We start from the raw sequence: 23,768 nt of genomic DNA on the forward strand, positions 1-23,768 counted from the left end.
AGAATTAATCCGCGCCGCCCCATATCGCGCGGCGCCTGCTGTGGCCAGCGGGCTTACTGTGGCGAGCGGGCTTGTCGGAACGCCGCATCGCCCGCGCTGGGCTGCGAAGCAGCCCCAACAAAGCCCGCCACAGCTCCCATTACCGATGCCGTCATTGGCCCATCATGGACAGACCTCGGTGGTGTGCCGCACCTTTGCCCCGAAATCATCCAGTGTCTCAAACGCCACAGTCGCGCAGCTGTTCAAAGGCGCGGTGAGCCGAGGTAAGGCGAAGCGCTGGCGGCCACCGGGTATCACCATGTTTTCAGCACCCGAGGCCGCGGGTTCGCGCACGTGCTGCTGCTCTGCCACCCGCACGCGGATCTGTTCGAAGGTCACGTGGTAAGGGCTTGGATTGAACACGTCCAAAGCCTGGCCCTGCTCGGTGGCCACGCGCTGCCACTGCAGCTTGCCGGGCGCGGCCTCGACTCCGTAGGGCAGGTTGGCCGGGCGCAGGAACAGCTTGATGCGCGAGCGGAAAGCCAGCTGAAACTGATTGCTCTGTGCAGCGCCCTGGCGCTGTGAGGGCACCTCCAGCAGGTTGAACCAGAACAGGCCTTCCTGGGCCGAGGGCAGGTTCTGGCCGGTATAAGCCAGACGCACAACCTGTTGCTTGCCAGGCTCCATGCGAAAAATCGGCGGGATGACCACAAAAGGTGCAGTGGCCACGTCCGGGGTGGATTGTTCATCGCCGCTGTCCAGCCACGCCTGGACCAGCACCGGAGCCTGGTTCTTGCTCTCCAGCCGGACGGTCACTTCGTTGTCGTTCTGTGGATAGACAATGCGGGTGCTGTTGACGATAACGCTCGCTTGCACGGCGGCGCTGCTCAACAGCGCAACGGTCAACGTCATGAAGCGGGTGGTGGCACTCATGGCGTGACTCGCTTGGCGGGCGTAGGGCCAAGGTCAACGGAATGGCGTACGCGGGCGCCAAAATCGCTGACCGTGGTGAACTCCACTTTGGCCTCGCCGTGGGGGCGCTGGCGTAGCAGGGGGAGTGCAAACACCTTCACGCCTCCACCCGGTAGCAGCAGGCTGTCATCGGCGGCTTTGTTCGGCGCTTTACTGAAGCGTTGGCCATCGCTCAACAACTCGATCGAGGCAAGCGAAATATGGTACGGCGTCGGGTTGCTGGCTTGCAGGGCCAGGCCTTGTTCGTGGGCCAGCAGTTGCCATTGCAGTTTTGCCGGCGCGCTGTCGACCGGGTAAGGCAGGGCTTGTGGGCGCAGAAAGACGCGCAAGCGGGTGCGGAATGACAATTCAATCTGGTTCTTTTGCATCGCGTCGGTGGCAAGCGGCGGCACTTCCAGCACGTTGAGCCAGAACAGGCTTTCGCGGTCCTCGGCTATCGGCTCGCCGGTGTACCGCAGGCGTATCGCCTGTTGCTGGTGGGGCTCGATGCGCAAGATCGGTGGCGACAGGGTGAACGGGGTTTTCGCCGCCGCGGGGGGCGAATGCCGATCACCGGCGTCCAGCCAGGCTTGCACCAGCGCGGGACGTGTCCCTTTGTTCTCCAGGCGCACCACCACCTCCTGCTGTTGCGCGGGGTAGATCACCCGTGTGCCGTGAACAATCACCCCGGCATGGGATGGCGGGGGCAGTAGCAATAACAAGCAGCAGGCACAGGCGAGCAGCACCCGGCAGTTTGTTGTTTTCATTGTCTGAAATCTCTTCGCATCAGGCAGTACCGACCTGCGCGATTCACGCAGGTCGACACTGGCAAGGCTGGTTGCGCCCTTACTCGGCGTACTCGATCAAAAAGCCGACACGGGTCTTGACCTTGCCTTCGGTGGCAGGCGCGCTGGCGTACATTTGCGCAGCCAGGGGGATCAGTGCCTGGTTGTCGGCGATCACCACACCGGTGGATTTCTCGCTGTAAAGATTGATCGGCGTGCCATCGCGGTTGGTGACTTCGATCTGTACGTTCTTGGCGTTGCTGCTGTCGGACGGATTATCGTAACCGTCGATGTTCAAGCGCCCGGTTGCCACATCAATGGCCGGGCTGGTCGGGTCAAAGGCCACCATGGCGGTGCGCCCGTTGGTGCAACTGCCTTCGCCGGGGGCGCCAATACGGATGGTGAAGCCCGTGAGGTTGGCGCGATTGCCTGCGACGGCCAGGCGCGCAGCCGACACGCCCCCCAGGTTGATGTCCTTGACCACTGCCCCAGAGCCCGGTGCTGCGCCCTCGATCGTGCAGGTGACATCGGTCACCAGACCGCTGAAGTTGATAACGCCATCTGCTGCGTGGGCGGCTTGTGAAACTGCGGCGGCCAAGGCCAGCGCGGCTGTAAGCGTGGATACAGTGTTGCCTTTCATCGTGTTTCCAGTCGTGAGTCATCGGGGTGGCCCGCCAGTGTTTCAAACGCTGGGTGCTTAAATGGCGGGGAGCCCTAATTTGTCTGTTTGCGCGCGTTGCATCTATAGAGAAGTAGCGAGTTTTGTCTCGTAATTGTTCGAAAACAAAATTAATAAATTCCAGAATTTTCTGTAGTACTAAGAATGGTCTGTAGGTAATTGCTGTAGGCATCTAACTTATTGCTGTGTTGTATTGATCCTAGTGTGTGGCCGGGTATACCGTGCTTGCAGTAACAGATCAGGTATGTGCTGCTGCATTCATTTAAGCGAGGCTATTTATGCCTACTTCAATTGCCACCCCTTATACCGTCATGCTGCTGGACGACCACGCAATGGTCCGCCAGGGCATCGAGCTGGGCTTGCGCAAAGAGACCGATCTGGACGTGGTCGGATCATTCGGAACGGGGCGGGAGTTGTTGGAAGCGCTGGCCCGGCGCCCGGTGGATGTGGTGGTCATGGACTTTATCCTGGCCCCCTCGGACAGCGATGGCATCAGCCTGATCCAGGCGCTGAACAGGCGTTTCAGGCAGTGCCGGCCGTTGATTGTCTGTTCGCACTACACGCCGGCCACGGTTTCACTGTCATTGAAAGCGGGATGTTGGGGGATTCTGGGTAAAACCCAGAACTTGACGGAGTTGATTACGGCGATTCGCACCGTCGCCCAGGGCCGCATATACCTGCAACCTTGTATGGTGCCAGCCCTGCAGGGCATGCAATCGGTGCTTGAGGTCGCGAGCATGAAGTCGAAAATGGACTTTGCAACGCCGTTGCAATTGAACGCTTGTCTCTCACCCAAGGAGCAAGAAGTACTGCGGTGTTTTTTGGATGGTATGTCGGTGAACTCAATTGCGGCAAAGTTCTCGCGTAGTGCAAGTACGATCAGCACACAAAAACAATCGGCTTATCGAAAGTTGGGAATCAGCAGCGACAGTGAACTGTTCAAGTTCACGCACCAGTTCAGGAAGTCGGGATAACCTGACGGGAGGCTGAACCTGGCCCCTTCCACAGGCGGGGTTCGGCCTTGACCGTCAAACCGGGTCATCCAGGTAACGCAGGGCGAAACGCTCGGTCGCCAAGCGTGCGGGCATCAACAGGTGCGGGGCCACCAGCATCATCACTTGATAGACCACGACTCGCACCTCAGCCTCGCGATCAAGAATCCGCTGGTAATCCAGGGAAAACAGCAGGGTCATGGTGATCTGCTCCACCAGTTGGCCCAGGGCCTGGGTTTCGCTGACCAACTGGCCTTCGGTCTTGAGCCGCGCCAACAGTGAAGCCAGGGTGCGCTTGAGTGCGGTCAGCAGGTTGCGAATGCCCTTGGCCAGCTTCGGCAAGCGCCCGGCGAGGTTCGACAGGTCCTGGAACAGGAACCGATAGTGCGCCATGCGTTCGACGATCAAGTGCAGGAACAACCAGTAATCCTCCGGCGCCAACTGCACTTGCGCCGGTGGGTCGAGCAGTGGGGCCAGTTCGCCCTGGAAGCGCTCGAACAGCCCGATGACCAGGGGTTCCTTGCCATGGAAGTGGTAATAGAGGTTGCCGGGGCTGATCCCCATTTCATTGGCCACTTCCATGGTTGAAACATTCGGCTCGCCCTTTTGGTTGAACAACTGCAGGGCACATTCAAGGATACGGTCGCGGGTTTTCATCCAGTCTTCTTAGTGTTCAAGGGGCCAGGGTGTCAGCGAACCCGCACATAGGTGCCGGGCGCCGCCTCCATCGGTGGGTAGTTCTGGTTGCCCAGGGCCGTCAGGGTCTCGCGCTGCACTCCGGAGCGTTGCTGGATCCACTCAAGCCACTGCGGCCACCAACTGCCCTCGATATGGCTGGCGTCGTAGTACCAGGCGCGCGGGTCGCTGCTCAGCTTGAGGTTTTCGACAAAGTTGGCCTTGGGGTTGCCCGGGGGGTTGAGGATGCTCTGGATGTGCCCGCTGTTGGAGAGCACGAAGCGTTTTTCACCGCCCAGCAGCAAGGTCGAGCGGTAGACTGCGTCCCACGGCGTGATGTGATCGTTGATCCCGGCCACGCTGAAGCTGTCGACCGTGACTTTCTGCAAATCGATGGGCGTACCACACACTTCCAGGCCACCGGGATGGCTCAGCGGGTTGTGCTTGAAGAAGTCCAGCAGATCGCCGTGCAAGGCTGCCGGCAAGCGGGTGTTGTCGTTGTTCCAGTACAGGATGTCGAACGCCGGTGGTTCCTTGCCCAGCAGGTAGTTGTTGATCCAGTAGTTCCAGATCAGGTCGTTGGGGCGCATCCAGGCGAAGACCTTGGCCATGTCGCGGCCATCCAGCACCCCTTGTTGGTAGGAGCGGCGCTTGGCTGCCTCCAGGGTCTGTTCGTCGGCAAACAGCATGGCGGGGCTGTCGATCTGGCTGTCCAGCAGGCTGACCAGGTAGGTGGCGCTGGCGACCCGGCGTTGTTGGCGCTTGGCCTGCAGGTGGCCTTGCAGGGCCGCGATGGTCAGGCCACCGGCGCAGGCGCCCATCAGGTTCACTTCACGGGCGCCGCTGATTGCCCGGCAGATATTCAGCGCCTCTTCCAGCGCCGCCACATAAGTGGACAGGCCCCATTCGCGATGGCGCACATCCGGGTTGCGCCAACTGACCATAAACACCTGCAGGCCGTTCTTCAGGGCGTATTGCACGAAGCTGTTGGCCGGGCTCAAATCGAAAATGTAGTACTTGTTGATTTGCGGCGGCACCACCAGCAGCGGCTTGGCGTACTGTTTTTCGCTCATGGGCTTGTACTGGATCAACTCCAGCAGTTCATTGCGAAACACCACCGAGCCTGGCGTGGTGGCGACTGTCTTGCCCACCTCAAACGCCTGCTTGCTGACTTGGCGCGGCAGGCCGTTGTTGTGCAGCACGTCATCGAACAGATTGCCCATGCCGCGTACCACGCTGTTGCCACCGGAGTTGAGCAACTCCTTGATCGCCAGCGGGTTGAGCAGGGTATTGGACGGCGACACCGCATCGTTGAGCAACGAGAAGACAAAGTGTGCACGCGCGCGATCGTCGTCACTCAAGTGGCTGTCGTCGATCCAGTGCCGGGTCTGTTTCTGCCAGCTCAAATAGGCTTGCAGGCTGCCCCGGTACAGGGGGTTGAGTTTCCAGGTGGGGTCGGCAAAGCGGCTGTCGTGGGGGTTGGGCTCATGTACGGTTTCACCCAATAGCACCCGACCCAGTTGCCCACCCAGCGCCAGGGCATGGCGGGCGCTGTGCAACGGGTTGCGCAAGCCATGGGCCGCGACACTGCGCAGGGTCGACAGCAGATCCCGGCCGCGCAGGCCGGTGATTGCACTTTGTGCATTGATGAACGCGGCGGGTGTGGGGGCCGGGACATTTACGGGTCTGTCACGCATGGGTCAACACTCCTTCGTCAATTCGCCAACAAGCACGCCAGTTCAGAACCATAGTCGGTTCTGGCCAAGTTGCGCGTAAGGGTCGTCCTGACCCGCTACTGCTCAGGTATTGCTGTAGGGCGCCGGCTGCGGATGGATCACCGCACGCAAGCGTTCTTCCTGGAGAAACTTCATGATGATCGGTGCCACCGCTTCGGCCCGGGTAATCAGAAACAGGTGGCCGTCGTCGATGATGTGCAACTGCGCATTGGGAATGCGCCAGGCCAGCATGCGCATATTGACCAGCGGGATCAGCGGGTCGTCGTCGCCGGCCAGCACCAGGGTCGGCTGCTTGATCTTGTGCAGCCAGTGAATGCTGGTCCAGCCCAGGCCTGCGAACAGTTGCCAGTAGTAGCCCAGCTTGCCCGCCGAGCGCACTTTGCTCGCGTGCTCGGCGGCCAGCTTTGAATCCCGGCGGAACGAGCCGCCATAAATCATTGGCGCGATGCGCACCACGTGGGACGGTTGGATGTAGCGCCGGGGGCTGGCCATCAGCCACAGCACTTTTGGCTTGCCCGGCACCATGAAGGCGCCGGCGGCGGTGGCGGCCAGGATCAGTTTCTTGCAGCGTTCCGGGTAGTCATAGGCAAACTGCTGCGCCAGGGCGCCGCCCCAGGAAACCCCAACGGCATTGACCTGGCCGTAGTCCAGGTAATCGAGCATGCGCGCGGTGAGCTTGGCCAGGCCGGGAAAGCGATAGGGGCGGCTGGGTGTCGACGAGCCGCCGACCCCCGGTACATCGAAGGCAATCACTTCCAGGTCCGGATCCAGGGCCTGGACGAACGGAAACACCAGCTCAAGGTTGGCGCCGATGCCGTTGAAAATCAGCAGTGGCGTCAAGTGAGACTTGCCCGGTCGTACCGCCGTGCGGATGGTCTGGCCATCCAGGTCGATGGTACGGAAGATGAACGGTTGCGGCATGCTCAAACCCTGTGAAGTGTTACTACTGGAATGCGGCCCATGTAGGAGCGGGCTTGTGTGGGAGCGGGCTTGCCCGCGATGGCATCAACTCGGCCTGACAGAGACACCGTGTTGCCTGCATCGCGGGCAAGCCCGCTCCCACCCTGATTGATCCCATTTCAATCGCGCAAAAGTGTTTGCCTTAGCGCTCGTGAACGTATGTGCCGGGTGCAGCCTCTGCCGCTGCGTAGGTCTTGTTACCCAAACTCGTAGGTGCTTTCTTTAGCTTGCCCGAGCGTTCCCCTATCCAGCCCTGCCAGTGCAGCCACCATGAGTCGGTATGTTTGGTGGCGTTTTCCTGCCAGTCCAAGGCCTTCTCGCCCATGCTCTCGCTGGTCTGGTAGCGCGCCTTCGGGTTGCCGGGCGGGTTGAGGATGCTCTGGATATGCCCGCTGCTGGACAATACGAACTCGACCTTGCCGCCAAACAATTGCGCCGACTTGTAGCAGGACTGCCACGGTGTGATGTGGTCGTTGGTGCCCGCCAGCGAGTAGATGTCGGCCGTCACCTGCTTGAGATCGATTGGTGTACCGCACACTTCCAGGGCATTGGCCCGTATCAGCGGGTTGTTCTTGAACAGCTCGATCAGGTCGCCATGGAAGGCTGCGGGCAGGCGCGTGGTGTCGTTGTTCCAGAACAGGATGTCGAACACCGGTGGCTCATTGCCCAGCAGGTAGTTGTTGACCCAGTAATTCCAGATCAGGTCATTGGGGCGCATCCAGGCGAAGACCTTGGCCATGTCCCGGCCTTCCAGGACGCCGGCCTGGTAGGAGTGGCGCTTGGCTGATTCCAGGGTCTGCTCGTCGACGAACAGGGCCACCTGGGTGTCAAGGGTGGTGTCCAGCACGCTCACCAGCAAGGTCAGGGCGTTGACCTTCTTCTCGCCCAGCGCCGCATAGTGGCCCAGCAGCGCGGTGCAAGTGATGCCACCCGAGCAGGCGCCGAGCATGTTGATGTCTTTGCTGCCGGTAATCGCGGTCACCACATCGACCGCCTCTTTGAGCGCCTCGATGTAGGTCGACAGGCCCCATTCGCGCTGGGCCTTGGTGGGGTTGCGCCAACTGACAATAAAGGTCTGCTGGTTATTGCGCAGGCAAAAGCGCGCCAGGCTCTTGTCCGGACTCAGGTCGAATACATAAAACTTGTTGATCTGCGGCGGCACCACCAGCAGTGGCCGTTCGTGCACCTGCTCGGTGATCGGTTTGTACTGGATCAACTCCAGCACGTCATTGCGAAACACCACCGCGCCTTCACTGGTGCCCAGGCTCTTGCCCACTTCAAAGGCGCCCATGTTCACCTGGCTCGGCATGCCGCCGTTATGGACCAGGTCCTTGGCCAGGTGCGAGAGGCCATCGAGCAGGCTCTTGCCACCGGTTTCAAAGAAGCGTTTGACGGCGGCCGGGTTGGCGGCACTGTTGGTTGGCGCCATGGCCTCGGTCATCAGGTTGATGACGAAGTGCCCGCGGCTGATGTCCTGTTCCGACAGGTTGCTGTCGCCGATCCAGTCGTGCAATTCCTTGCGCCACGCCAGATAGGTTTGCAGGTAGCGCTTGTAGAGCGGGTTCTGGCTCCAGGCGGGGTCGTTGAAGCGACGGTCATCGCTTTCTGGGGCAAGCTCGGACTTGCCGAACACCACGTTCTTCAATTCCACGCCAAAGTGGGCGACGTGCTTGACGCTGTGTAACGGTTGCTTGATGGCCTGGGTCAGCACCATCCGCGCAGAGGCCAATAAATCCTTTTTGCGTAACGCGATGATCGGGTTCAGCCCCAGGGTGTTTTCCGAGGCCTGGCGTTTCAAGTCATCGTTATTCTTATTACTCATCTACGACGCTCCATTGTCCGAAAGACGAGTACCGGGTACCGCTGTGCCCTAACTATCGAGGCACAACACAAGCCTGGTACTGCTGCTCGGGTGACCGTTGATACCACATCGTCAAATGCAGGGAACTTGCCAATTCCATTGGTTACCCGAGTTTTATTTAATGCGCAAGCGGGCCAATCGTTGGCCACACGACAGGGCATTCAAGCAGATGAAATTAGAAAATGCCCACTAATGAGCAAGAAGCCTGAGTTAGAGCATCAGCTTGACGACGGACTGGCTCGGGTCGCGGGTTTTTCCGGCCGCCTTGAGCTCGGCAAGATAATCGGCCCACAACGCGTCCTGACGTACGGCGAGTTGGTAGAGGTAGTCCCAGGTGAACAGTCCGCTGTCATGACCGTCATCGAAGGTCAATTTCAGTGCGTACTGCCCGGCAGGTTCGATCTTGGTCAGGCCGACATTGAGCTTGCCAAATTGCAGGATCGGATTGCCGTGGCCCTGGACCTCGGCGGAAGGCGAGTGCACCCGCAGCAGTTCGGCACTCAGGTGATAGACCTCGTCCGGCCCGTAGGTCAGCGACAGGGTCTTGGAGGCTTTGTGCAGGTTGATGGCGGTGGGCATTTTAGACATTGGGGGAACCGCTCATGGATGATCCTGAAGGAACCGGCTTTAAAATGTGGGAGCGGGCTTGCTCGCGAATGCGGTGGGTCAGTCACAGTTGCATAAACTGACCCACCGCATTCGCGAGCAAGCCCGCTCCCACATTAAAGCAGAGCGGTTCCTGTGTGAGGCTTACAGGATATAACGAGACAGGTCTTCGTTCAGCGCCAATTCGCCCAGGTGGCTGTTGACGTAGTCGGCGTCGATCTTGATCGCCACGCCATTCTGCGCGCCCGCCATGTCGCCGGCGCTGAAGGAAACTTCCTCCAGCAAGCGCTCAAGCAAGGTATGCAGGCGACGGGCGCCAATGTTCTCGGTCTTCTCGTTGACCTGCCAGGCAATCTCCGCCAGGCGCTTGATACCGTCCGGCAGGAACTCGATGCCCAGGCCTTCGGTCTTCAGCAGCTCGCGGTATTGCTCGGTGAGCGAGGCGTGCGGTTCGCTGAGAATGCGCTCGAAATCGCCAGGGGTCAGCGCCTTGAGTTCCACGCGAATCGGCAGGCGGCCTTGCAGCTCCGGCACCAGGTCGCTTGGCTTGCTCAGGTGGAACGCACCGGACGCGATAAACAGGATGTGGTCAGTCTTGACCATGCCCAGCTTGGTATTAACCGTGCAGCCTTCGATCAGCGGCAACAGGTCGCGCTGTACGCCTTCGCGGGACACATCGACGCCCCCGGAGTTACCGCGCTTGGCCACCTTGTCGATCTCGTCGATAAACACGATACCGTGCTGCTCGACGGCTTCCAGGGCCTTGGCCTTGAGTTCTTCCTCGTTGACCAGGCGCCCGGCTTCTTCGTCGCGCACCAGCTTGAGGGCGTCCTTGACCTTGAGCTTGCGGTTTTTCTTCTTGCCCTTGCCCATATTGGCAAACAGGTTCTGCAACTGGCTGGTCATTTCTTCCATGCCAGGCGGAGCGGAGATGTCGACGCCAGCGTGTTCGGCGACTTCGATCTCGATTTCCTTGTCGTCCAACTGGCCTTCACGCAAGCGCTTGCGGAACAGCTGGCGCGTGTTGGAATCCGAGGCGGGAGCGGCGTCTTCATTGAAACCGGTACGTGCCGGTGGCAGCAGGGCATCGAGGATGCGCTCTTCGGCAGCGTCTTCAGCGCGATGGCTGACCTTGGTCATTTCCTGTTCGCGCAGCAGCTTCAGGGCGGCGTCGGCCAGATCACGGATGATCGACTCGACGTCACGGCCCACATAGCCAACTTCGGTGAACTTGGTGGCTTCGACCTTGATGAACGGCGCGTTGGCCAGCTTGGCCAGGCGACGGGCGATCTCGGTCTTGCCGACACCGGTCGGGCCGATCATCAGGATGTTCTTGGGCGTTACTTCAACGCGCAATTCTTCGGGCAGTTGCATCCGGCGCCAGCGGTTACGCAGGGCGATGGCAACGGCGCGCTTGGCATCGTCCTGGCCGATGATATGGCGATTGAGTTCATGGACGATTTCGCGGGGAGTCATGGACATAGTGGTGTGTGGTCCTCAAGCAGGAAAAAGCCGACGGCTTATTCCGCGAGGTCCTGCTCCTCAATGGTCAGGTTGTGGTTGGTGAACACGCAGATATCGCCGGCGATACCCAGGGCGGTCTCGACGATTTCCCGGGCCGACAGGTCGGTTTTCTTCAGCAAGGCGCTGGCTGCGGCCTGGGCGTAGCCGCCGCCGGAACCCATGGCGATCAGGCCGTTCTCGGGCTCAACCACGTCACCGTTGCCGGTGATGATCAGGGACGCGTCTTTGTTGGCGACGGCGAGCATGGCCTCGAGGCGGCTGAGGGAGCGATCGGTGCGCCACTCCTTGGCCAGCTCGACAGCGGCGCGCACCAGATGGCCCTGGTGTTTTTCCAGTTGGCCTTCAAAGCGTTCGAACAGGGTAAAGGCGTCAGCGGTGGCCCCTGCAAAACCGGCAAGGACCTGGCCGTGGTACAGGCGACGCACTTTTTTGGCGTTGCCTTTCATCACGGTATTGCCAAGGGAAACCTGGCCGTCGCCGCCCATGACGACTTTGCCGTGGCGACGAACTGAAACGATGGTGGTCAAGGGGAGAGTCTCCACGCTGCGGGGCGAAAATGCCCTGATGGAACTCATATGGGGGTGGCGGGGGAGATTTCAACCGTAGGAAGGATGTGCGGACGAGTGGTGTCTAGCGGGCTGGCACAGGCTTGAGCGCACTATAAAACCAGTGTGGGGGCTGGCTTGCCTGCGATAGCGGTGTACCAGTCACTGAAAATATTGACTGATACACCGCTATCGCAGGCAAGCCAGCTCCCACATTTGATTCGTGTTGACTGTGGATCAGCGGCTCTGGCGTTGTTGTAACAACAGGTTGCTAAAGCCAGCACCCGCCAGTTGTTTCTGCGCCACGGTCAGCTGTTCACGGTTGCTGAACGGCCCGACCAACACGCGATACCAGGTCGCCTCCTTCACCGTCCCGGACTCCACCGTCACCGTCTGCCCGAGCAGGATGATCTGCGCACGCACCCGATCGGCATCCGCCTGCTTGGGGAACGAGCCCGCCTGCAGGAAGAACTTGGTCACCGGCGCCGCCTTGGTGGTGGCGACCGGTGGTGCCGGCGGCGGGGTAATCCCGGCCAGTGCCGCCTGGGCGCGCGCGGTGTCGATCTTCGCTGCTTCCGCCGGGGTTACCGGGGTGGTCGGCACCTGCGGTGTCGGCAGGGTTTTCTCCGGCACGGCGTCTTGCGGCACGATCACTTCCGACTCCGGCAGCAGCGTGTAGAAGTCGTATTTCGGCTTCACAGGCGCGGTCGGGCTCGGTGGTGTCTTGTTCGCTTCGGCGATCTTGCTGGCCTTCTGTTGCTCCTGCTTGACCCGCTTGACGTCTTCACCCTGGCCCGGCTCCAGTTTCATCAGGAACACGATAAACGCACCGACCGACAGGCCGATGGCCAGCCACATCCAGCCCGGGATCGGTTGTTTGGCCGGTGCCTGGTAGCGGCTGGCGCCGCGCTTGGGTGCAGGTTTTTTCTTGGCTGCCAACTTACATACGCTCCAGAGTTTCCAGGCCCAACAGTTCCAGGCCTTGCTTGAGGGTCCGTCCAGCCAGTGCGGCGAGGCGCAGGCGGCTTTGCTTTTGCGTTTCGTCGTCGGCACTCAGGATCGGGCAGTTCTCGTAGAAGCTGGAGAACAACCCGGCGACTTCATACAGGTAGGTGCACAGAATATGCGGCGTGCCTTTCTCGCCCACGCTGTTGAGTACTTCGCCGAACTGCGCCAGCTTGGCGGCCAGGTCATGCTCTTGCGGCGCTTGCAGGATGATCTGGCCGTCGACTTCGCTGAAATCCTTGCCCAGCTTGCGGAATACGCCCGCCACACGGGTGTAGGCATAGAGCAGGTACGGCGCGGTGTTGCCTTCGAAGTTGAGCATCAGCTCGAAGTTGAAGCTGTAGTCGCTGGTACGGTGCTTGGACAGGTCGGCGTATTTCACCGCGCCAATCCCCACCACCCGGGCGATGTTGCGCAGGTCGGCATCGGCCAGTTCCGGGTTCTTTTCCTTCACCAGGTTGTAGGCACGCTCCTGGGCTTCGTTCAGCAGGTCGATCAGCTTCACGGTGCCGCCGTCGCGGGTCTTGAACGGACGGCCATCGGCGCCGTTCATGGTGCCGAAGCCCATGTGTTCCATGTGCATCGGGTGGGTGACGAAACCGGCGCGGCGCGCGACTTCGAACACTTGCTGGAAGTGCAGGGCCTGGCGCTGGTCGACGAAATACAGCGCACGGTCGGCCTTGAGCACGCCGCTGCGGTAGCGCACGGCCGCGAGGTCAGTGGTGGCATACAGATAACCGCCATCGGCCTTGACGATGATCACTGGCAGCGGCTCGCCGTCGGCGGTCTTGAATTCGTCGAGGAACACGCACTGGGCGCCGTTGCTCTCAACCAGCAAGCCCTTGGCCTTGAGGTCGTTGACCACATTGATCAGGTCGTCGTTGTAGGCGCTTTCGCCCATGACGTCGGCCATGGTCAGCTTGACGTTCAGCAGTTCGTAGATTTTCTGGCAGTGGGACAGGGAAATATCGCGGAAGCGTGCCCACAGCTCCAGGCATTCCTGGTCGCCGGCCTGCAGCTTGACCACCAGGCCACGGGCACGGTTGGCGAACTCTTCGGATTCGTCGAAGCGCTTCTTGGCGGCGCGGTAGAAGTTTTCCAGGTCCGACAGTTCGTTGCTGGTGATGGGGTTTTCTTGCAGGTACGCCATCAGCATGCCGAATTGCGTGCCCCAGTCGCCCACGTGGTTCTGGCGGATCACGGTATCGCCGAGGAACTCCAGGACCCGCGCCACGCCGTCGCCAATGATGGTCGAGCGCAGGTGGCCAACGTGCATTTCCTTGGCCAGGTTGGGGGCCGACAGGTCGATGGCCACACGCTGTACCGGGCCGGCCTTGCGTACGCCGATTTTGGCGTCGGCCAGGGCGGCGTCCAGGCGTGAAGCCAGGGCCTGGGTGTTCTGGAAAATATTGATAAAGCCGGGGCCGGCGATTTCGGCCTTGCTCACCTGTGGGTCGGCCGGCAGTGCGGCAATGATTTTTTCCGCAAGGTCCCGCGGTTTCATGCCAGCAGGCTTGGCCAACATCATTGCGATGTTGCTGGCGAAGTCACCGTGCGTCTTGTCTCGAGAGTTTTCCACCTGGATCGCCGGCGTCAGGCCTTCAGGCAACACACCTTCGTTGACGAGTTGGGTGAGGGCTTGTTGGATCAACTGGCGAATTGTGTCTTTCATGGTGTTCTCTTTCGACCGCAAGCGGCGGTGCGCGATGCGCAGGTGGAAAAACTGGACATTATCCGGTGCGAGGGCGGGCTTGCCAACCATTCAGACCAGTTGGCGGACCTGCGGCCCTTATCGCAGGCCAGCCCGCTGCCACATTTGACGGCGTTCACCGTTCAAATGTGGGAGCTGGCTTGCCTGCGATAGCAATTTATCTCTCAGTACAAATCCACCGGATCGACATCCAACGACCATCGCACCTGTCGCCCGCTGGGCATTTGCTCCAGCGCAAGCAACCAGCTACTTAATAGCCGATGCAGCGGTGCGCGGGCGGTGGCTTGCAACAGGAGCTGTGCGCGATAACGCCCGGCGCGCCGTTCCATCGGTGCTGGCACAGGGCCCAGCAACTCGATGCCGCTCAGACCCAGCTCACCGAGCAAACGTTCAGCCGCGCTGCACGCTTCATCCAGGAAACTTTCGGCCTGCCCCGGCTTATGGGCTTCGGCGCGTAACAGTGCGAGGTGCGCAAAAGGCGGCAGGCCGGCGGAGCGACGCTCGCTCAGCGCCTGCTCGGCGAAGGCGAAGTAGCCTTGTTCTGTCAGTTGAATCAGCAGTGGGTGGTCGGCCAAGTGGGTCTGGATGATCACTTTGCCCGGTTCCTCGGCACGCCCGGCGCGGCCTGCGACCTGCACGATCAGTTGTGCCATGCGTTCACTTGCGCGAAAGTCCCCGGAGAACAACCCGCCATCGGCATCCAGGATCGAGACCAGGGTCACGCGCGGGAAGTGATGGCCTTTAGCAAGCATCTGCGTGCCGACCAGGATGCACGGCTGGCCTTTCTGGATGGTGGCGAACAACTGGTTCATCGCGTCCTTGCGCGACGTACTGTCGCGGTCTACACGCAGCACCGGGAAGTCCGGAAACAGAATCCCCAGGCGTTCCTCGGCGCGCTCGGTGCCTGCGCCCACTGGCCGCAGGTCGACTTTGCCGCATTGCGGGCAATGGCGTGGCACCCGTTCCACATGGCCGCAGTGGTGGCAGCGCAACTCGCCGGAGCGCTGGTGTACGGTCATCCGCGCGTCGCAACGGTTGCATTCCGACATCCAGCCGCAGTCGTGGCACAGCAGGGTCGGCGCAAAGCCCCGGCGATTGAGGAACACCAGCACTTGCTGGCCGGCAGCCAGGGTCTGGCCGATGGCTTGTTGCATCGGCCCGGAAATACCGCTGTCCAGTGGCCGGCTTTTCACATCCAGGCGCAGGAAACGCGGTTGCTTGGCACCGCCCGCCCGTTCGTTGAGGCGCAGCAGGCCGTAGCGCCCGGTATAGGCGTTGTGCAGGCTCTCCAGGGAGGGCGTCGCCGAGCCCAGCACAATCGGGATGTTTTCCTGGCGTGCGCGCACCAGGGCCAGGTCGCGGGCGTGGTAGCGCAGGCCTTCCTGCTGTTTGTAGGAGCCGTCGTGTTCTTCGTCGATGATGATCAGGCCGGGGTTTTTCATCGGCGTGAACAGCGCCGAGCGGGTGCCGATAATAATGTCGGCCTCGCCGTCCCGCGCGGCAAGCCAGGACTCCAGGCGCTCGCGGTCGTTGACGGCCGAGTGCACCAGGGCAATCCGCGCATTGAAGCGCTGCTCGAAGCGCGCCAGGGTCTGGGGGCCGAGGTTGATCTCGGGGATCAGCACCAGTGCCTGCTTGCCGGCTTCCAGGGTTTCGCGGATCAACTGCAAATAGACTTCGGTCTTGCCGCTGCCGGTGACGCCGGCCAGCAGGAACGCGTGGAAGCTGTCGGCGCCAGCGCTGATGGCTTCAAAGGCGGCGCGCTGTTCCGGGTTCAGCGGCAGTTCCGGTTGGGCCAGCCAGTGCTCATGGCGCTCGCCGGGGGCATGGCGGCGGATTTCCACTTGCACCAGGTCCTTGGCCAGCAGCAGGTCCAGGCTGTCCTTGCTCAACATCAGTTTGCTCAGCAACTGATGGGCAACGCCGTGGGGGTGCTGCGCCAGGGTGGCCAGGGCTTCACGCTGGCGCGGGGCGCGGGCGATGCGCGGGTCGTCCAGGCGCGCGCCGGGGGCCATCGACCAGAAACGCTCCTGGCGGGCCTCGGCCAATTCGCCCTGGCGCAACAACACCGGCAAGGCCCAGCTCAAGGTGTCGCCCAGGCTGTGCTGGTAATACTGGGAGGTCCACAGGCACAGCTTGAACAGCGACGCCGGCAGCGGTGGCGTGGCATCGAGGATGGCCAGGGCCGGCTTGAGCTTTTCTGCTGGCACTTCGCTGTGGTCCGCCACTTCGATCAGGATCCCGATCATCTCCCGCCGGCCGAACGGCACGCGCACGCGCATCCCCGGCTGCAGCTGCGCCCGCACCACACCGGCAGGCGCCCGATAATCGAACAGGCGGCGCAGGGGCGAGGGCAGGGCGAGGCGCAAAATGGCGTCGGGCACGCGGGAAATTCTCATATGGCAGGCGGTGAAGAAGGGCGCGAGCCTAGCAGACCCGCAGGGGAGTGTCCTGCCACAGTTTCTGATGAAAGGGGGCATGGCGGCGCTTGCGCGTTTAAAAAGCTCTGGTAGAATCCGCGGCCTAATTACGTGCGGTATTCGACAATAGTGTCGAGTGGCGGCACGCTAGCCTGAGGAAGACACCATGAAAGCCGATATCCATCCAGCGTACGAAACCATCCAAGTTACTTGCAGCTGCGGCAACAAGTTCGAAACTCGTTCGAACCTGTGCAAGCCACTGGGTACTGACGTATGCAACGAGTGCCACCCGTTCTACACCGGTAAGCAGAAGACTCTGGATACTGGCGGCCGTGTACAGCGCTTCGCCGACCGTTTCGGTGCTTTCGGCAAGAAAGCTCCAGCTGCTGCAGAGTAAGGTTCAAAAGCCTGATGGGCTTTTACCTGCTAATGAAAAAGGCGTCCCTTGCGGGCGCCTTTTTTGTGCCTGCGATTTGGCTGTCGGCCGCCCAGGCCGAGGTGTTTTGCCCCGCCCCAGCAGCGATCAGTACCTTCGAGGTGCAGCGCGTGGTCGACGGCGACACCGTCCGTCTCAAGGACGGCCGCAGTGTGCGGATGATCGGCGTCAATGCCCCGGAGACCGGCAAGAAAGGCCGCCCGGACGAGCCTTTCGCCGTGGCGGCGCGCCAACGCCTGCAAGGGTTGGTGGATACCAGTGGTGGTCGGGTCGGGGTGGTGGCGGGCCGTGAGGGCAAGGACCGTTACGGGCGGACCCTGGCCCATCTTTATGGGGCCAACGGCGCGAACCTGGAGGCCCAACTGCTCGCCGAGGGCCTCGGATTCCTGGTGGCGGTGGCGCCAAATGTCGACTTGGTCGCCTGCCAGCAAGCGGCCGAACGCAGTGCGCGGGCTGCCAGGTTGGGCCTGTGGCGCCAGTCGCCTGTGCACAAAGCCGAGCAAATCAGGCAGTCGGGCTTTGCCGTGGTCAGTGGCCGCGTAAGCAAGGTCGAACGCAATCGTGGCGGGATCTGGATCGAATTGCAGGGCTCTCTGGTATTACGGGTTGCACCCAATCTTGTCGGACAATTCGATGACGCCTTGCTCCGACGCCTGCAAGGCCAGGATATCGAGGCCCGTGGCTGGGTGGTGGACCGCTCTCGGCGTGGCGGCCTGAAAAGTGGCCAGGCGCGTTGGCTGCTCCCGCTGACCGATCCCGGCATGCTGCAATTGGCACAATAAGAAAAATTGTAGACATTTTTTCTATCGATTGTGAACAGTTGTAGGCCTTGTATCCCGTGGCTCTTGGCCGAAAGTCGTAGGGTAGGGCCCTTGACACCTGTGACTGCTCAGTCTTGTGGGGACTTTGCGAGGCGAGTATCCTCGGCGATCCGTCGTCCAACAGTAAAAAGCGGAATGCCGATATGTCTGATTTGAAAACTGCCGCTCTCGAATATCATGCCCATCCTCGTCCAGGAAAGCTGAGTGTCGAGCTCACCAAAGCCACTGCTACCGCACGCGACCTGTCGCTGGCGTACAGCCCCGGTGTAGCCGAGCCCGTGCGTGAAATCGCCCGCGATCCCGAACTGGCCTACAAATACACCGGCAAGGGCAATCTGGTTGCAGTGATTTCTGATGGCACCGCGATTCTAGGCCTGGGTAACCTCGGCCCATTGGCGTCCAAGCCAGTGATGGAAGGCAAGGGCGTACTGTTCAAGCGCTTTGCCGGCATCGACGTCTTCGACATCGAAGTCGACTCCGAAAGCCCGCAGGCCTTCATCGATACCGTCAAGCGCATCTCCATCACCTTCGGTGGCATCAACCTGGAAGACATCAAGGCACCTGAGTGCTTCGAGATCGAAAAGGCCCTGATCGAACAGTGCGACATCCCGGTTTTCCACGATGACCAGCACGGCACCGCGATCGTTACCGCGGCCGGCATGATCAACGCCCTGGAAATCGCTGGCAAAACCCTGTCCGACGCGAAGATCGTCTGCCTGGGCGCCGGCGCTGCGGCCATCTCCTGCATGAAGCTGATCGTGAGCATGGGCGCGCGCCTTGAAAACATCTACATGGTCGACAGCAAGGGCGTGATCCAGTCCGAGCGTACCGACCTGAACCAGTACAAGGCGATGTTTGCCCACCCGTCCTCCAAGCGCACCCTGGCAGACGCACTGGACGGTGCTGACGTGTTCGTCGGCCTGTCCGGCCCGAACCTGCTGAGCGCCGAAGGCCTGAAGTCCATGGCGGCCAACCCGATCGTGTTCGCCTGCTCGAACCCTGATCCGGAAATCGCCCCGGAACTGGCACACGCCACCCGTAACGACGTGATCATGGCCACTGGCCGTTCGGACTACCCGAACCAGGTCAACAACGTACTGGGCTTCCCGTTCATCTTCCGTGGCGCCCTGGACGTTCGCGCCAAGCGCATCAACGAAGAGATGAAAGTGGCTGCCGCCAATGCCCTGCGTGAACTGGCCAAGCTGCCGGTACCCCAGGACGTGTGCGACGCCTACGGTGGCGGCAAACTGGAATTCGGCCGTGAGTACATCATCCCGAAACCAATGGATAAGCGCCTGATCACCGTGATCTCCGATGCCGTGGCCAAGGCCGCCATCGAGACAGGTGTGGCAACCCTGCCGTATCCGAAGAACTACCCGCTGCAAAGCGTGGATGATGTGTTCAACGGCTAAGCCGTTGTAGCGCACCAACAAAAAGCCCCGGCTCTTGCGAGTCGGGGCTTTTTTGTGGCTCTACACATAACCCCTTGTGGGAGCGGGCTTGCTCGCGAAGGCGGTGGATCAGTCGGCATTTTTGGTGACTGACCCACCGCCTTCGCGAGCAAGCCCGCTCCCACAAGGGGGTCTGTGTTAATCAGAACAGATCGATCGGCGCCGACTCGTCCGCAGGCAACGGGCTGCCCGGTGCCACGCCATTACCCAGTTCATTCATCGACGGCGGCGTGTCTTCGCTCTTGAACAGTTCAAAATACGCATTCGGCGTGCCGGGTGTTGCAGCGCGGCCGCTGATCGGGTCGATGCGCAGGCTGAGGATGCCTTCCGGCTCGGCCTGGGTGTGCGCCGGCTTGTCCTTGAGGGCGCCGCCCATGTAGCTCATCCAGATCGGCAGCGCGACGGTGCCGCCGTATTCGCGGCGACCGAGGCTTTCTGGCTGGTCGTAACCGGTCCAGACGGTGGTGATGTAGTCGGCGTTGTAGCCGGAGAACCACGCATCCTTGGATTCGTTGGTGGTACCGGTCTTGCCCGCCAGGTCCGTGCGGCCCAGGGCCAGCGCACGGCGGCCGGTGCCACGCTTGATCACGTCCTGCAGCATGCTGGTGAGGATATAGGTGGTACGTCCGTCAACCACACGCTCAGCCACCGCCGGTGTTTGCGGGGCGGCTGCGGCAGCGTCGGCGGGCGCAGCGCCGGGCACGGGCTCGATGGTGATGCCGCCGTTGGCGGGGGCGGCCAGGCCATCGCTGGCGGCGACACCGTTGGGCACGCTCGGCGGGTTGGCAACAAACAACGTGTCGCCGTTGCGGCTCTCGATCTTGTCGATCAGGTACGGCGTGATCTTGTAGCCGCCGTTGGCAAACGTACTCCAGCCCGTCGCGATTTCCATCGGGGTGAGGGTGGCGGTGCCCAGGGCCAGCGACAGGTTGGGCGGCAGGTCCTGCTTGTTGAAGCCAAAGCGGGTCATGTAGTCGATGGTCTTGCCCACGCCCATCGCCTGCAGCAAGCGGATCGACACCAGGTTGCGCGACTTGTACAGCGCCTCGCGCACGCGGATCGGGCCGAGGAAGGTGTTGGTGTCGTTCTTCGGGCGCCAGACCTTGTCCAGGTACTCGTCGACAAACACGATAGGCGCGTCGTTGACCAGGCTGGCTGCGGTATAGCCGTTATCCAGCGCGGCACTGTAGACAAATGGCTTGAAGCTGGAGCCCGGCTGGCGCTTGGCCTGGGTGGCGCGGTTGTAGTTGCTCTGCTCGAAGGCGAAGCCGCCGACCAGGGCGCGGATCGCACCGTTCTGCGGGTCCAGGGATACCAGGGCGCCCTGGGCGACCGGGACCTGGCTGAATTTCAGGCTGTCGTCCTTCTGGCGCTGCACGCGGATCAGGTCACCGACCTGGGCCACGTCCGATGGCTGCTTGGGCATCGGCCCCATGCTGTTGGTGTTCAGGAAGGGGCGCGCCCACTTCATGCTGTCCCATGCCACATGTTCTTCGCCGCTGCGGGTCAGCACCTGCACGCCATCTTTCTTCACTTGGGTGACGATGGCCGGATCCAGGCCGCTGATGGAGCGCTGCTTGCCCAGTTCGACCGTCCAGGCGCTCAGGGTCTTGCCCGGCAGGCGCGATTCCGGCCCACGGTAGCCATGGCGCTGGTCGTAGGTGATCAGCCCTTCATGCACAGCGTTGTTGGCGATTTCCTGCAAATTGCTCGGAATTGTCGTAGTGACGCGGAAACCTTCGGTGTAGGCGTCGCTGCCATAGCGGCCGACCATTTCGGCGCGGGCCATCTCGGCGATGTACGGTGCGCTGACTTCCGGCGTCGGTACGTGGTAGCTGGCGTTCAACGGCTCGGCCACCGCCGTTTCATAAGCGTTCTGGTCGATCTTGCCCAGCTTGTACATGCGCCCCAGGATCCAGTCGCGACGTTCCTTGCTGCGGGCCGGGTTGGCCAGCGGGTTGAAGCGCGACGGCGCCTTGGGCAGGCCGGCAATCATTGCCATTTGTGCCAGGCTGGCGTCACGAATCGACTTGCCGTAGTACACCTGGGACGCCGCCTCGATCCCGTAGGCGCGGTTGCCCAGGTAGATCTTATTGACGTACAGCTCAAGGATTTCATCCTTGGTCAGTTGGCGTTCGATCTGCAGTGCCAGGAGGATTTCCGTGGCCTTGCGCGAGAAGCTGCGCTCGCTGGTGAGGAAGAAGTTCTTCGCCACCTGCATGGTGATGGTGCTGCCGCCCGATTGAATGTGTCCGCTTTTTACCAGTTGTGTGGCCGCGCGCACCAGGCTGCTGGGGTCCACGCCATAGTGGTTGGCAAAATTATCGTCTTCGGCCGAGAGCAGGGCATTGATGAAGTTGGGCGGAATATCGGCGAAACGGATCGGGGTGCGGCGCATTTCGCCGAACTCCGCGATCAGTTTTTCATCGCTGCTGTAGACCCGCAAAGGAATCTGCAACTGGATACTTCTCAGGGCCTCTACCGAGGGCAATCCAGGACTAAGGTAGAGATAGGCGCCGCTGAACACGAGCAGCAGCCCGCAAACGATAGCGACGAAGGAGTACCCGAAAAACTTCAGCAGACGAATCAAGGCTTTTGGATTTCCAGAGAAAAGAATGAGTTAGGTGTCGGGATAGGCATGATTAGGAATGTATCGACCCGACCTGCGGATAAAAAGCGGGAAAAAACGCTGGGCATTAAAGCATTTTTCGCCTCGGGGCGTCATGGGCGCCGCTCAACCGAGCCGACCGAATGCATCAAACCCGGAACTGACCAGCCCTGAGACAGGCAAAGCTTTAGGGAGTTTTATGAGAAAGGGATTTTTCAGGCGAAAAGCCGAAACCGTACTGGGTGTGGACATCCAGGACAGCGGCATCAACGTACTAGAGCTGGCCCGCGCCGGCGAGGGCTATGCCGTGTGCGCGTATGCAAGCCAGCCTTTGCCGGGCCATGCGGTGGTCGACAGTAATATCGTTGATCTGGAGGTTGTCGCGCAGACCATTTCCAAGGCATTGTTCCGGGCGCAGATCCAGGTCACGCAGGCGGCGGTTGCCGTGGCGGGCCCTGCGGTGATCAGCCGGGTGGTTGCGCTGGAGGCTGGGCTTGAGCCCGACGAGATGGAGCAGCGCTTGCGCTGTGAAGCCGACCAGTACATTCCTTATCCGTTGGATGAGGTTGCCATTGATTTTCAGGTGCAGGGCCCATCGGCTCATGAACCCGGTTATGTTGATGTGCTGCTTGTGGCGTGCCTCAAGGAGCAGGTGGAAGCGCGCGAAGCGGTATTGGCCATGGCTGGCCTGGTTGCGCGAGTGGTGGATGTAGAGGCGTTTGCCGTGGCGCGGATGACCGACCAGGTGGTCGCCCGGATAGCGCCGGGGAGTGGGATCAATAGTGCACAATGGGCAGCCGATGCCCAGGGATTGCGGGTCGCCTGCGGTTTGGCCCTCAGGAGTTTCGATTGATGACAAGAATCAACCTTTTACCCTGGCGTGAAGAGCGCGCTGAGCGCCGTCGCAGGTTTTTCCTGATTTTTCTGTTGCTGATCACCACTATTGCATTGGCTGCGGTATGGCTGGCCGACCGGGTCATTGATCGAGCGATTGATCGACAAGTGGCCCGTAACAATCACTTGAGCAAGCAAGTCACGGTATTGGACTCGCGGATCAAGACCATCGACGAACTGCGCGAACAGCGTCAGCAACTGATGGAGCGGATGAAAGTGGTCGAAGACCTGCAGGGGCATCGCGCATCCGGCCAGGAGTTGTTCGACCAGTTGGCCCGGGCGATGCCGGATGGCGTCCAACTGAGCGAGGTCAGCGTCAGTGGCACATCGGTGGAGGTCACTGGCACGGCAGTGTCCAGCGATGATGTCGCCCGGCTGATGCGCAGCCTGGAGGCTTCCAACACGCTGCGCGCGCCCAATCTGCGGCAGGTCCGGGCCGAGGAGGGTGGTGCAGGCAGCGCCTTCCAGTTGATGGTGGACCATGGGGAGCACCTGGAGACGCAGCGGTGAGTCTTTGGTCCAGCCTGTCAGGGCTGGCACTCCCACAACTCTCCACGCTGTACTGCAACATCGCACGCTGGCCGTTGGCTGGCAGGCTTCTGGTGGGCGCGGTGCTTGCGTTGCTGGTACTGCTGGCGGGGGATGCGGTGTACCTGGGCGGCGCCCGCGAGGTGTTGCAACGCCAGGAAGCAGGGGAAGTAGCGCTGCGCCAGCAGTTTGCTGCAAAAGCCCGGCAAGCCGCGCAATATGACGGGGTGGCGCGTGAGCTTGAGACCTTGCGCATCGCCTTCAACGAGCAGCTGCGGCAAATGCCCACGCTGACGCAGATGCCCGGCCTGCTGGAAGATTTCGCCCGGCTGGGGCAAACCAGCGGGGTGCTGGTCGAGCAGCTCAGCGTGCTGGACGAGCAGGTGCAGCCCGTGTTCGTCGAGCGGCCGATGCAGCTCAGGCTGCTTGGCACCTATCACGACCTGTTGGCTTTCATCAGCGAGGTGGCTGGGTTGTCGCATATCGTAACCCTGCATGACTTTGTCATTCGCCCTGTGAGTCCACAGGATGGCGCATTGCTGAGTCTGACGATGCTTGCCAAGACCTACAGGTACAGCAACCAGGGAGCAATGCCATGAAC

21 protein-coding genes are annotated in these 23,768 nt (G+C 61.3%); 7 read left to right on the forward strand and 14 right to left on the reverse strand.

Translation table 11 applies throughout. The annotated features are described in order from the left end of the window. Positions 1–162: 162 nt before the first annotated feature. The 3 genes from FIV38_RS15445 to FIV38_RS15455 all read right to left on the reverse strand — a co-directional run bounded on the left by FIV38_RS15445 (position 163) and on the right by FIV38_RS15455 (position 2,355). Positions 163–912: a fimbrial biogenesis chaperone gene (locus FIV38_RS15445; protein ID WP_235860969.1), complete on the reverse strand. Its 750-nt coding sequence runs from the start codon at positions 910–912 to the stop codon at positions 163–165. Then, positions 909–1,697, reverse strand: coding sequence for a fimbrial biogenesis chaperone (locus tag FIV38_RS15450; protein WP_092232878.1), 789 nt, complete (start codon positions 1,695–1,697; stop codon positions 909–911). Before FIV38_RS15450 ends, FIV38_RS15445 begins: the two co-directional genes overlap by 4 nt. A gap of 79 nt (positions 1,698–1,776) precedes the next feature. Continuing rightward, the gene (locus tag FIV38_RS15455) at positions 1,777–2,355 is read right to left on the reverse strand and encodes a fimbrial protein (RefSeq protein ID WP_092232880.1); all 579 of its coding nucleotides are present in this window, start codon (positions 2,353–2,355) and stop codon (positions 1,777–1,779) included. A gap of 350 nt (positions 2,356–2,705) precedes the next feature. Between FIV38_RS15455 and FIV38_RS15460 the strand changes: the two genes are divergently transcribed. After that, positions 2,706–3,368 carry a response regulator transcription factor gene (locus FIV38_RS15460; RefSeq protein WP_092237281.1) on the forward strand — a complete coding sequence of 221 codons (663 nt, stop codon included), beginning with the start codon at positions 2,706–2,708 and terminating at the stop codon, positions 3,366–3,368. 54 nt (positions 3,369–3,422) lie between these two features. Here the strand turns inward: FIV38_RS15460 and FIV38_RS15465 are convergent, their stop codons facing one another. From FIV38_RS15465 to FIV38_RS15510, 10 genes are all read right to left on the reverse strand, one after another. Further along, positions 3,423–4,043, reverse strand: a complete 621-nt coding sequence (locus tag FIV38_RS15465; protein ID WP_092232884.1) for a TetR/AcrR family transcriptional regulator — start codon at positions 4,041–4,043, stop codon at positions 3,423–3,425. Between the two features lie 32 nt (positions 4,044–4,075). Beyond that, positions 4,076–5,758 carry a class II poly(R)-hydroxyalkanoic acid synthase gene (phaC, locus tag FIV38_RS15470; protein WP_092232887.1) on the reverse strand — a complete coding sequence of 561 codons (1,683 nt, stop codon included), beginning with the start codon at positions 5,756–5,758 and terminating at the stop codon, positions 4,076–4,078. A gap of 102 nt (positions 5,759–5,860) precedes the next feature. Beyond that, positions 5,861–6,718: a poly(3-hydroxyalkanoate) depolymerase gene (gene phaZ / locus FIV38_RS15475; RefSeq protein ID WP_029296035.1), complete on the reverse strand. Its 858-nt coding sequence runs from the start codon at positions 6,716–6,718 to the stop codon at positions 5,861–5,863. A gap of 181 nt (positions 6,719–6,899) precedes the next feature. Further along, complete coding sequence (gene phaC, locus FIV38_RS15480) at positions 6,900–8,579, reverse strand: class II poly(R)-hydroxyalkanoic acid synthase (protein WP_029296037.1); 1,680 nt, start codon at positions 8,577–8,579, stop codon at positions 6,900–6,902. 249 nt (positions 8,580–8,828) lie between these two features. Next, a complete protein-coding gene (locus tag FIV38_RS15485; protein ID WP_029296039.1) occupies positions 8,829–9,206 on the reverse strand; it encodes a gamma-butyrobetaine hydroxylase family protein in 378 nt (125 codons plus the stop codon). A gap of 162 nt (positions 9,207–9,368) precedes the next feature. Next, positions 9,369–10,706, reverse strand: coding sequence for an ATP-dependent protease ATPase subunit HslU (gene hslU, locus FIV38_RS15490; protein WP_092232890.1), 1,338 nt, complete (start codon positions 10,704–10,706; stop codon positions 9,369–9,371). Positions 10,707–10,744: 38 nt separating this feature from the next. Next, the gene (gene hslV / locus FIV38_RS15495) at positions 10,745–11,275 is read right to left on the reverse strand and encodes an ATP-dependent protease subunit HslV (protein ID WP_017738857.1); all 531 of its coding nucleotides are present in this window, start codon (positions 11,273–11,275) and stop codon (positions 10,745–10,747) included. 255 nt (positions 11,276–11,530) lie between these two features. Further along, positions 11,531–12,232: an SPOR domain-containing protein gene (locus FIV38_RS15500; RefSeq protein ID WP_029296044.1), complete on the reverse strand. Its 702-nt coding sequence runs from the start codon at positions 12,230–12,232 to the stop codon at positions 11,531–11,533. A 1-nt stretch (position 12,233) separates the two neighbouring features. Continuing rightward, positions 12,234–13,970 (reverse strand): arginine--tRNA ligase, encoded by a 1,737-nt coding sequence (gene argS, locus FIV38_RS15505; protein WP_029296047.1) that lies wholly within the window; start codon positions 13,968–13,970, stop codon positions 12,234–12,236. Between the two features lie 203 nt (positions 13,971–14,173). Continuing rightward, complete coding sequence (locus tag FIV38_RS15510; protein WP_029296049.1) at positions 14,174–16,393, reverse strand: primosomal protein N'; 2,220 nt, start codon at positions 16,391–16,393, stop codon at positions 14,174–14,176. Positions 16,394–16,595: 202 nt separating this feature from the next. On the opposite strand from FIV38_RS15510, the gene rpmE reads away from it, so the two are divergent. From rpmE to FIV38_RS15525, 3 genes are all read left to right on the forward strand, one after another. Continuing rightward, on the forward strand, positions 16,596–16,826 hold the full coding sequence (rpmE, locus tag FIV38_RS15515) for a 50S ribosomal protein L31 (protein WP_029296053.1): 231 nt from the start codon (positions 16,596–16,598) through the stop codon (positions 16,824–16,826). Between the two features lie 14 nt (positions 16,827–16,840). Continuing rightward, positions 16,841–17,647, forward strand: a complete 807-nt coding sequence (locus tag FIV38_RS15520) for a thermonuclease family protein (protein WP_092232893.1) — start codon at positions 16,841–16,843, stop codon at positions 17,645–17,647. Positions 17,648–17,829: 182 nt separating this feature from the next. After that, a complete protein-coding gene (locus FIV38_RS15525) occupies positions 17,830–19,098 on the forward strand; it encodes a malic enzyme-like NAD(P)-binding protein (RefSeq protein ID WP_029296057.1) in 1,269 nt (422 codons plus the stop codon). Between the two features lie 181 nt (positions 19,099–19,279). On the opposite strand, the gene FIV38_RS15530 is transcribed toward FIV38_RS15525, so the two are convergent. Beyond that, entirely contained in the window at positions 19,280–21,724 is a 2,445-nt protein-coding gene (locus FIV38_RS15530; RefSeq protein WP_371128933.1) for a penicillin-binding protein 1A, read from the reverse strand. A 220-nt stretch (positions 21,725–21,944) separates the two neighbouring features. On the opposite strand from FIV38_RS15530, the gene pilM reads away from it, so the two are divergent. Genes pilM through FIV38_RS15545 form a run of 3 tightly spaced genes read left to right on the forward strand, consistent with a single transcriptional unit; the run spans position 21,945 to position 23,766 of the window. Beyond that, a complete protein-coding gene (pilM, locus tag FIV38_RS15535; RefSeq protein ID WP_092232896.1) occupies positions 21,945–22,598 on the forward strand; it encodes a type IV pilus biogenesis protein PilM in 654 nt (217 codons plus the stop codon). Continuing rightward, on the forward strand, positions 22,598–23,149 hold the full coding sequence (locus FIV38_RS15540; protein WP_092232899.1) for a PilN domain-containing protein: 552 nt from the start codon (positions 22,598–22,600) through the stop codon (positions 23,147–23,149). The genes pilM and FIV38_RS15540 overlap by 1 nt, the downstream gene beginning before the upstream one ends. Further along, a complete protein-coding gene (locus FIV38_RS15545) occupies positions 23,146–23,766 on the forward strand; it encodes a type IV pilus inner membrane component PilO (protein WP_092232902.1) in 621 nt (206 codons plus the stop codon). The genes FIV38_RS15540 and FIV38_RS15545 overlap by 4 nt, the downstream gene beginning before the upstream one ends. Positions 23,767–23,768: the final 2 nt, after the last annotated feature.

The sequence above is a fragment of the Pseudomonas proteolytica genome, from assembly GCF_007858275.1.
GTDB lineage: Bacteria > Pseudomonadota > Gammaproteobacteria > Pseudomonadales > Pseudomonadaceae > Aquipseudomonas > Aquipseudomonas proteolytica.